This window comes from Streptomyces purpurogeneiscleroticus (assembly GCF_020024005.1).
GTDB classification, from domain to species: Bacteria; Actinomycetota; Actinomycetes; order Streptomycetales; family Streptomycetaceae; genus Streptomyces; species Streptomyces purpurogeneiscleroticus.
Window position 1 is genome coordinate 1 of the sequence record NZ_NHSG01000212.1, and the last position, 8,033, is coordinate 8,033.

General features: G+C 72.9%; 9 protein-coding genes. 7 read left to right on the forward strand and 2 right to left on the reverse strand.

The window, feature by feature from the left end; genetic code table 11:
- The 6 genes from CCS38_RS13795 to CCS38_RS13820 form a co-directional block, all read left to right on the forward strand.
- Positions 1-508, forward strand: a 508-nt coding sequence (locus tag CCS38_RS13795; RefSeq protein WP_223733543.1) for a Uma2 family endonuclease, incomplete at its 5' end; no start/stop codon positions are given.
- An 88-nt stretch (positions 509-596) separates the two neighbouring features.
- Positions 597-1,199, forward strand: coding sequence for a Uma2 family endonuclease (locus CCS38_RS13800; protein WP_223733544.1), 603 nt, complete (start codon positions 597-599; stop codon positions 1,197-1,199).
- A 95-nt stretch (positions 1,200-1,294) separates the two neighbouring features.
- On the forward strand, positions 1,295-2,179 hold the full coding sequence (locus tag CCS38_RS13805) for a 2-hydroxy-3-oxopropionate reductase (RefSeq protein ID WP_223733545.1): 885 nt from the start codon (positions 1,295-1,297) through the stop codon (positions 2,177-2,179).
- A 67-nt stretch (positions 2,180-2,246) separates the two neighbouring features.
- Positions 2,247-3,050, forward strand: a complete 804-nt coding sequence (locus CCS38_RS13810) for a class II aldolase/adducin family protein (RefSeq protein WP_263302022.1) — start codon at positions 2,247-2,249, stop codon at positions 3,048-3,050.
- 151 nt (positions 3,051-3,201) lie between these two features.
- Positions 3,202-4,515, forward strand: coding sequence for a hypothetical protein (locus CCS38_RS13815; protein ID WP_223733547.1), 1,314 nt, complete (start codon positions 3,202-3,204; stop codon positions 4,513-4,515).
- Positions 4,516-4,714: 199 nt separating this feature from the next.
- Entirely contained in the window at positions 4,715-5,233 is a 519-nt protein-coding gene (locus CCS38_RS13820; protein WP_223733548.1) for a DoxX family membrane protein, read from the forward strand.
- Here the strand turns inward: CCS38_RS13820 and CCS38_RS13825 are convergent.
- A complete protein-coding gene (locus CCS38_RS13825) occupies positions 5,223-5,462 on the reverse strand; it encodes a hypothetical protein (protein ID WP_223733549.1) in 240 nt (79 codons plus the stop codon). The two genes, CCS38_RS13820 and CCS38_RS13825, sit on opposite strands and share 11 nt — an antisense overlap.
- A complete protein-coding gene (locus CCS38_RS13830; RefSeq protein ID WP_223733550.1) occupies positions 5,449-6,945 on the reverse strand; it encodes a PspC domain-containing protein in 1,497 nt (498 codons plus the stop codon). Before CCS38_RS13830 ends, CCS38_RS13825 begins: the two co-directional genes overlap by 14 nt.
- Before the next feature lie 157 nt (positions 6,946-7,102).
- On the opposite strand from CCS38_RS13830, the gene CCS38_RS13835 reads away from it, so the two are divergent.
- Positions 7,103-8,033 (forward strand): serine/threonine-protein kinase (locus CCS38_RS13835; protein ID WP_223733551.1); only part of this gene is annotated, 931 nt, incomplete at its 3' end.

The following is an 8,033-nucleotide window of genomic DNA, read 5'->3' on the forward strand; positions in this document are numbered from 1 at the left end:
CCCCCTCCCGCCCCACACCCAGCTGATCGACGGTAGCTTTGTCTATGCGGCCCGGCAGTGCGTCTTCCACGGCGCCGCGACTGACCTGCTGGTCAGCGGCCAGCGCCGGACGGTGCCCGGCGACCTGCGGGTGTGCCGCCAGATGATTGCGTTGATCGACACCAGGAACGCCCCCGAACCCGACATCACCGTCGTCCGCGCCGAGGCAACCCGCGATCGCAGCCGGGCGTACTTCCACGCCCGCGACGCCGTGCTCGCCGTCGAGGTGGTCTCGCCGGAGTCCGAAGCCCGGGACCGCGACACGAAGCCGCACAAGTACGCGGGCGCCGGTATCCCCCACTTCTGGCGCGTGGAGATGTCCGGCATCGACGACCGCCCGACCGTCCACGTCTTCGAGCTCAGCAAGCAAGACCGGACGTACCACCCGGTCGCGGTCCACCACGAGCGCCTCAAGCTCACCACCCCCTTCGACATCGACATCGACCTCGCGGAGATCGACTACCTCTGATCGCCGTTCATGCGTATGAGTGGCGGCACCGGCGTTCTTGCTGAGTACTCTGGCTGAACAGACGAGACTCCGTCGCATGGGAGCAACCATGAGCGCCGCACGCGAGTACGGGCTGGACGACCAGTACGAGTGGCCCCGCCCGCCCGAGGGCGGCTGGACCGCGGACGATCTCGACCGGCTTCCGAATCTCCCTCCGCACACGGAGCTGATCGACGGGAGCCTCGTCTTCATGAGTCCGCAGCTGAAGTTCCACACGCGCACCATGTGGCTGCTGGAGAACGCGCTGCTGTCGCAGATCCCCGGTGACCTGGACGTCGATCGTGAGATGACCATCAGGCTGGACGACAAGAACCGGCCGGAGCCCGACCTCCTGGTGTACAAGGTGGACGCAGACACCGGGATGGAGCAGAGCTGGTACAGGCCTGAGGACGTCGTCCTGGCCGTCGAGGTGGTCTCGGCGGACTCGCGTGAGCGCGACCGCGAGGTCAAGCCTCGCAAGTACGCGGCCTCCGGAGTCCCGCATTACTGGAGGGTGGAGAAGAACGACGGCCTGCCCGTCGTCTACGTCTACGAACTCGACCCCGCGACCAGGACCTACGCCCTCACCGGCATCCACCACAACCGGCTCAAGCTGACGATCCCCTTCGCCATCGACATCGACCTCACCGCGATCAATAACAGGCGTGGCTGACCGACGGCTGTTGACGCCCCACCCCTCCACGCGGAAAATTGATTCCGTACTACGGAACATAGGTCCGCGACGCGGAAGTAAGTGGGGCGTACGGCATGAGCACCATCGGTTTCATCGGACTCGGGATCATGGGCAGCCCGATGGCGGTCAATCTGGCGAAGGCCGGGCACACCGTTCGCGGGTGGAACCGCAGCCCGGGGAAGGCGGGGGCGCTGGTCGAGGCCGGGGGGACCGAGGCGGCGAGCATCGCCGAGGCGGTCCGGGGCGCCGACGTGGTCATCACGATGGTGCCCGCGTCGCCGCAGGTCGAAGAGGTGGCGTACGGGGAGGACGGGATCCTCGCCAATGTCGGTGACGGCGCGCTGCTGATCGACATGTCGACGATCACGCCGCAGACGTCGATCGACCTGGCCGCGCGGGCCAAGGAGTACGGCGTGCGGGTGCTGGACGCGCCCGTGTCCGGCGGTGAGGCCGGTGCCATCGAGGGCGTGCTCTCGATCGCGGTCGGCGGCGAGCAGGCCGACTTCGAGGCGGCCCGACCCGTGCTCGAGGCGATGGGCGGCACGATCGTGTACTGCGGCCCGCACGGCGCCGGGCAGACGGTCAAGGCCGCCAACCAGCTCATCGTCGCCGTCAACATCCAGGCGTGCGCCGAGGCCATCGGCTTCCTGGAGAAGTCCGGCGTGGACCTCGAAGCCGCGCTGGAGGTGCTCAACGGCGGGCTCGCCGGCTCGGCCGTACTGACCCGGAAGAAGGCGAACTTCCTCGACGGCGACTACCGCCCCGGCTTCAAGCTCGCCCTGCACCACAAGGACATGGGCATCGTCACGGACGCCGCCCGCACGGTCGGCGCGACGCTGCCCGTCGGCGCCACCGCCGCCCAGCTCATCGCCTCGGCCGTGGCCCGCGGCGACGGCGACCTGGACCACTCGGCGCTGCTCCGCGGCATCCGCCTGATGAGCGGCGGGGAAGAGAAGTAACCGGCACCACTGGCCTCTTCACTTACGGCGGCGTAGCTTCCGGTGCGAGCCGCCGCTACGCACGCGTATGAAGAGGAGAGCCGCCATGCCCGAGCCGACGCCGATACCCACCGACCAGCTCCGGTTCGCGATGCCGCCGACGCACGCGACCGTCACGGAGGAGCGCCGGTACCGCAAGGAGCGGCTCGCCGCGGCGCTGCGGCTCTTCGGCCGGTACGGCTTCGAGGAGGGCGTGGCGGGCCACATCACCGCCCGGGACCCGGAGTTCACCGACTGCTTCTGGGTGAATCCCTTCGGGATGTCCTTCCGGCACATCACCGTGAGCGACCTGCTCCTCGTCAACCGCGAGGGGCAGGTCGTCGACGGCCGCCACCACGTCAACCAGGCCGCGTTCGCGGTCCACGCGCAGATCCACGCCGCCCGCCCCGACGTCGTCGCCGCGGCGCACAGCCACTCCACGTACGGCAGGGCGCTGGCCGCGCTCGGCGAGCCGCTGGAGCCGATCACGCAGGACGTGTGCGCGTTCTACGAGGACCACGCGCTGTTCGACGAGTACACGGGGGTCGTCGTGGACGAGGCGGAGGGCGCGCGGATCGCGGCCGCGCTCGGGCCGCGCAAGGCGGTGATCCTGCGCAACCACGGACTGCTGACGGTCGGCGACTCCGTGGACGCCGCGGCCTGGTGGTTCCTCACCATGGAACGTTCCTGCCAGGTGCAGCTCACCGCGAAGGCCGCGGGCAAGCCCGTACTCATCGATCACGGCGACGCGCTGCGCACGCGCGAGCAGCTCGGCAGCGACCTGGTCGCGTGGATCAACTACCAGCCGCTGTTCCAGCAGATCAGCCGCGAGGAGCCGGAGCTGTTCGGCTGACTGCCCGAGCCGGTGCCGGAAGGCTCCGCCCGCAGGCCCCGGAACAGCGCGGTTGGCGCCCGCCCCGCCACCTCGGCACAATGCGCAGCCATCGCTGCCATCAGGGAGCGGTTCACGGCGACTACGGGTAGCGGGCGGTACGGAAGTGTCGGTGGACGCGGTGGCGGGGACAGGGGCGGAGACGAGCACGAGTACGAGTGCGAGTACGAAGGGGAGTACGGGGGCGGGGGCCCGTCGCGAATGCGGCTGCGGGGACTGCCCGGACGGCGCCCGGACCGGGCACCGACAGGCGGTCGCCGCGTTCCTCACGCTGCGGGAGGACTTCGCCGCGGGGCACGGCGTACCGGCCGCGCTCGCGCACTCCGCCGGCGCCGCCCGCCAGTGGATCTCCGACGAACTGGCCCAGGCGGCCCGCACGGTCGCCGAACGCGCCGCCGCCGAAGGCCGCGCCCGGCGCGAGACGCTCTGGCGCCGCACCCCGCTCGTGCTGTGGGGCGCCGTCGCCGCGCTGCTCATCGGGCAGGCGCTGACCGCGATCGGCGCGGGCTGGACCGACGCCCGTACGGCAGCGCTGGCCGCGGCCGTCGTCCTGGCCGCGCTGCTCACCGCGCTCGCCTGGCGGCACCGCGCCCAAGGCGGCCTCCTCGCGCCCCTCACCGGCGCCGACAGCCGCCTGTCCACCTCCCGCACGGTCGCCGCCGCCTGGCTGCTGCCCGTCGTCTGGGTGGTACTGATGTTCGCAGCCCGGCTGGCGCTGGCCCCGGACGCCGACGGGCGCCGCCGCCTGCTGGCCGGGCTCGACCTCTCGCGCGCTGCCGGGCTGCTCACCGTCGTGGCGCTGGCCTGCGCGGCGGCGGCCGTCGCCGCCCGGCTGGTGTCCGTACGTCTCGCCACCGGGCGCCAGCAGAAGGTGCCCGCCGAATACCCGCGCGCCGGGGACCTGCTGACCGACGACGCCGGCCGCGGCAGCTTCGCGGACGCGCAGTACGTCCTGCTCAACGCGGTGGCCGTGGTCTTCGCCGCGGTCCGCCTCGGCACCGAACCGGATCGGCTCCCGGATCTCCCGTGGGGGCTGGTGGCGCTGGCCGCGGTCAGCGCGGCGACGTACCTGGCGGGCAAGTACGCGGAGGGCGCCCGCCCGGTCGTGCTGTCCGTCGTACGGGCCCGGGAGATCGGCGGCCTGGACGGGCCGGTCCGCACCGGCGACGACATCGAGATCCGTGGCAGCGGCTTCGTCCCGCCGGGCGCGCAGCCGCCGCACCGGCTGGCCCGCACGGTCGTCCGCATCGGGGGCGTCGACGTGCACGTCCCGCTGGTGCCGGTCCCCGGCGGCTTCGCGAACCCGGCGGACGACGTACTGGTCGTGCCCGTACCGGCCGACGTGGAGCCGGGCCGCGCCGAGGTCCGCGTCATCACGGCGGCGGGCGTCGAATCCGCCGCGTACCCGCTGTTCATCCAGGAGTGATCCCCTAGGAGCCCGCGGGCCGTTCACGAGTGATGTACGGGTGCGGCGCGCATCCTGGTGCCGTCCGCTTCCGTTGAATGTTCTGTGACGTCCGGCCCGTATCAGTCTTCGAACGCCCGCCCGTGGGCAGAATCGTCCGCGCCGGGCGGCGGCACAGAGGCGGGAGGACACCATGGTGCACAGAGGAAGCTCGCTCGCGATGGGTCACGGAGGGACCGGCGGTGACGCGGGGCCGTCGGGACTGCGCGCGACACTGGGCCGGTACGCGCTGCTGCCGCTGCGGATCTTCCTCGGCGTGACCTTCGTCTACGCGGGCCTGGACAAGCTCACCGAGCCGGGGTTCTTCGCGGCCTCCGGCAACGGCTCGATCGGCGAGTTCATGCGGCAGTCCCGGCCCGCCGCCGGGGTGCCGCAACTGGTCGACCTGGCGCTGAACAGCCCGGCGGTCTTCGGCTACATCATCGCGGCGGGCGAACTGGCGGCCGGCATCGGCATACTGCTCGGCCTCCTCGGCCGGCTCGCGGCGACCGGCGGCGCGCTGATCTCGCTGAGCTTCTGGCTGACCGTCAGCTGGTCGACGACGCCGTACTACTTCGGCAACGACCTGGCGTACCTGATGGCCTGGCTGCCGCTGATCCTCGCCGGCACGCCGTACTTCTCCCTCGACGCGCTCTACGCCAAGCGCCGCCGCCGCTTCGGCCGCCGGCTCATCGGCTGACCGGCCGCTCCTCCGGCAGCGGCAGCTCCGCGCCCCGCCTCCGGCGGCGGACCAGGCCGTACAGCGCCGAGACGCCGCCCGAGAGGAAGAGGCCGGCGGGGAGCGCGATCAGCGGCCACGCGCCAGGCACGTCGACCCGGCCGGCGGCGTCCAGTACATAGACGCCGCCGATGCCGAGCGCGGTCAGGCCCGTGACGAGCCGGGCGGGCTGGAACTCATGCCGCAGCACGGTCGGCCACCTCCTCATGCGCCGGCGCTGCCGGCTTCCCCGGTACCTCCGGCTTTGCCGGTGCCTCTGGCTTTGCCGGTTCCTCCGGTTTCGCCGGTAGCTCCGGTGTCGCTCCCACGTACGCCACTTCCGCCTGGCCGACGCCGACCTCCAGCCGCAGGTCCAGCGTGCCGTGCGGCCGCTCGCCCTTCTTCAGGCCGTGCGCGGGCAGCGTGACGGTGCGCGTCCGGTCGGGCGCGACGTCGATGTCCTCGGCCGCCTCGCCGGGCAGCCGGATGTCGCCGAGCCCCACGTCGACCCGTACGCGCGCCTGCACCCCTTCCGGCAGCGTCACCCGCAGCAGTCCGGCGCCCACCTCGGCGTGCGTCCGGACCGTCTGCCCCTCCTTCAGGCGCAGCCCGCTGAGGTCCAGATGGCCGTGGCCCGCGCCCAGTTCGTACGCGGGCCGGACAGCGGCCGCGGTCGACGGCGGCCAGGTGCGGCTGTCCCAGTCGGTGGTGAGGGTGCGCGGCAGGACGGCGGTCGCGCCGAGCAGCAGGGCGGTGATCACCACCATGAAGATCGTGCCGCCACCGGTCCGGCCCAGCCACGCGCTGAGCACCAGGCCGAGCCCGAAGACCACCAGCGCGGCCGCCAGCCCCGCCTGGAGGCTCGCGGGCAGCGAGCCGCCGTGCCAGGACGGCGTCGCGGCCACCGCGCCCGCCACCAGCGCCAGCAGGAACGTCAGCCCGCCGATCGGCCGCGCCCGCACCGGCCGTGGCCGCTTCCGCGTCTCCGGCACCGCCGAGGCCCCCGCTGCTGCCGTGCCGTACGACTTGTACGACTCGTACGACGGCGTGTCAGCCGGCCCCCACAGATAGCCGGTGCGGTCCGCCTGCGTACCCGTCCCCGCGCCGTCCTTCGTGAGCGGGTCCCGCCACCACGAGGGGCCGCCCGGCGCGGGCGGTGCCTGCGTCTCGGGCGGCGCATCAGCGACGGCCTGCGCGGTCGCCGCGTCCACCGGACCCGCACCGTGCGCCGCGGCCCGCCGCTGCTTCGACCAGTACGCCGAACCGGCCACCGCGAGCGCGAGCATGAGCGTGAACGCCAGGCTGTCGCCCCGCCCCAGTACCGACAGGAAGAGCCCGCAGCCGACCAGCGCGACGAGGATCGCGGTCAGCGCCGTGCCCTCGACCCGCCCGGACAGCAGTCGCCGCCCCTCGTTCTCGTCCTCGCCCTCCAGCGGGATCAGCAGCCAGGCGAAGCCGTACACGATGAGGCCGATGCCGCTGCTCACGGCCAGTACGGCGAGCACGATGCGGAAGATCACCGGGTCCAGGTCCCAGTGCCGCCCCATCCCGCCGCACACCCCGCCCACCACCTTCTGCCGCCGGCTGCGCCGCAGCGGCGGCGGGGGCGGCGGCAGGGTAGGGGCCTCGGCGGTCGCGCCCTGCGGCTCGGCGGTCCCGCCCTGCGGCGGTCCGGACGGCGAAGCATCGTTCATGCGCCCATGGTGGCAAGCGGACGCGTCACCGGGCATCAGTGACAACCCTGGCCGGACCCTGAGATCCCGGACGCGGCGACGACCGGCCGGTAACGGGTGTGGCTCTGTTGACTATCGTTGTTCTCTGACGGGTTACGGGGGAGCCGGAGGGCGTGCGGTGTCGGAGGCTGCGGTGGACGAGGGTCGGCTGATCGCCGGGCGGTACCGCCTGCTCGAGCGCATAGGCCAGGGCGGCATGGGCACCGTCTGGCGGGCCCACGACGAACTGCTGGGCCGCCAGGTCGCCGTCAAGCGCCTGCACGCCTCGCTCCAGCTGGAGCCGGACGAGCTGGCCACCCGTAACGAACGCGCCCGCCGCGAGGCCCGGGCCGCGGCCCGCATCAACCACTCCAGCGTCGTCGGCGTGCACGACGTCGTCGACGACGCGGGCCTGCCCTGCATCGTCATGGAGTACGTCCCCTCCGTGACCCTCGGGGACGTCATCAAGGAGGCCGCGCTCTCCGGTGGCGGCGTGCCGCCGGACGAGGCCGCCCGCATCGGCCGCGGCATGATCGCCGCACTGCGCGCCGCGCACGCGGCCGGCGTCCTGCACCGCGACGTCAAGCCCGGCAACGTCCTGCTCGGCGACGACGGCCGGGTGGTGCTCACGGACTTCGGTATCGCGGTGGCCAGCGGCACGTCCACCCTCACCAAGACCGGCGAACTGGTCGGTTCCATCGACTACTTGGCCCCCGAGCGGGTCAAGGGCGGCACCCCGGGCCCCGCCTCCGACCTGTGGGCGCTGGGCGCGACGCTGTACCAGGCGGTCGAGGGGCGGCCGCCGTTCCGCAAGAACACCGCGGTCGAGACGGCGTACGCGATCGCCGTCGACCCGCTGGATCCGCCGCGCAACGCCGGGCCGCTCACGTCGCTCATCGAGGCACTGCTTGCCAAGGAGCCGGCGGACCGCCCCACGGCCGAGACCGTCGAGCGCACCCTGCGCGCGCCCGCCTCCGAGGCCGCGACGGAACTGCACACGATGGGCGGCTGGCGGACGGACACCGGTACGGATACCGACACCACCGTCCTCCCCGTCGCCCAGGCCCCGG

Bases quoted from the DNA above. Each gene is read 5' to 3' on its own strand.
- CCS38_RS13800 (WP_223733544.1), top strand. From the start codon at position 597: ATGAGCGCCGCACGCGAGTACGGGCTGGACGACCAGTACGAGTGGCCC.
- CCS38_RS13805 (WP_223733545.1), top strand. From the start codon at position 1,295: ATGAGCACCATCGGTTTCATCGGACTCGGGATCATGGGCAGCCCGATG.
- CCS38_RS13810 (WP_263302022.1), top strand. From the start codon at position 2,247: ATGAAGAGGAGAGCCGCCATGCCCGAGCCGACGCCGATACCCACCGAC.
- CCS38_RS13820 (WP_223733548.1), top strand. From the start codon at position 4,715: ATGGGTCACGGAGGGACCGGCGGTGACGCGGGGCCGTCGGGACTGCGC.
- CCS38_RS13830 (WP_223733550.1), bottom strand. From the start codon at position 6,945: ATGAACGATGCTTCGCCGTCCGGACCGCCGCAGGGCGGGACCGCCGAG.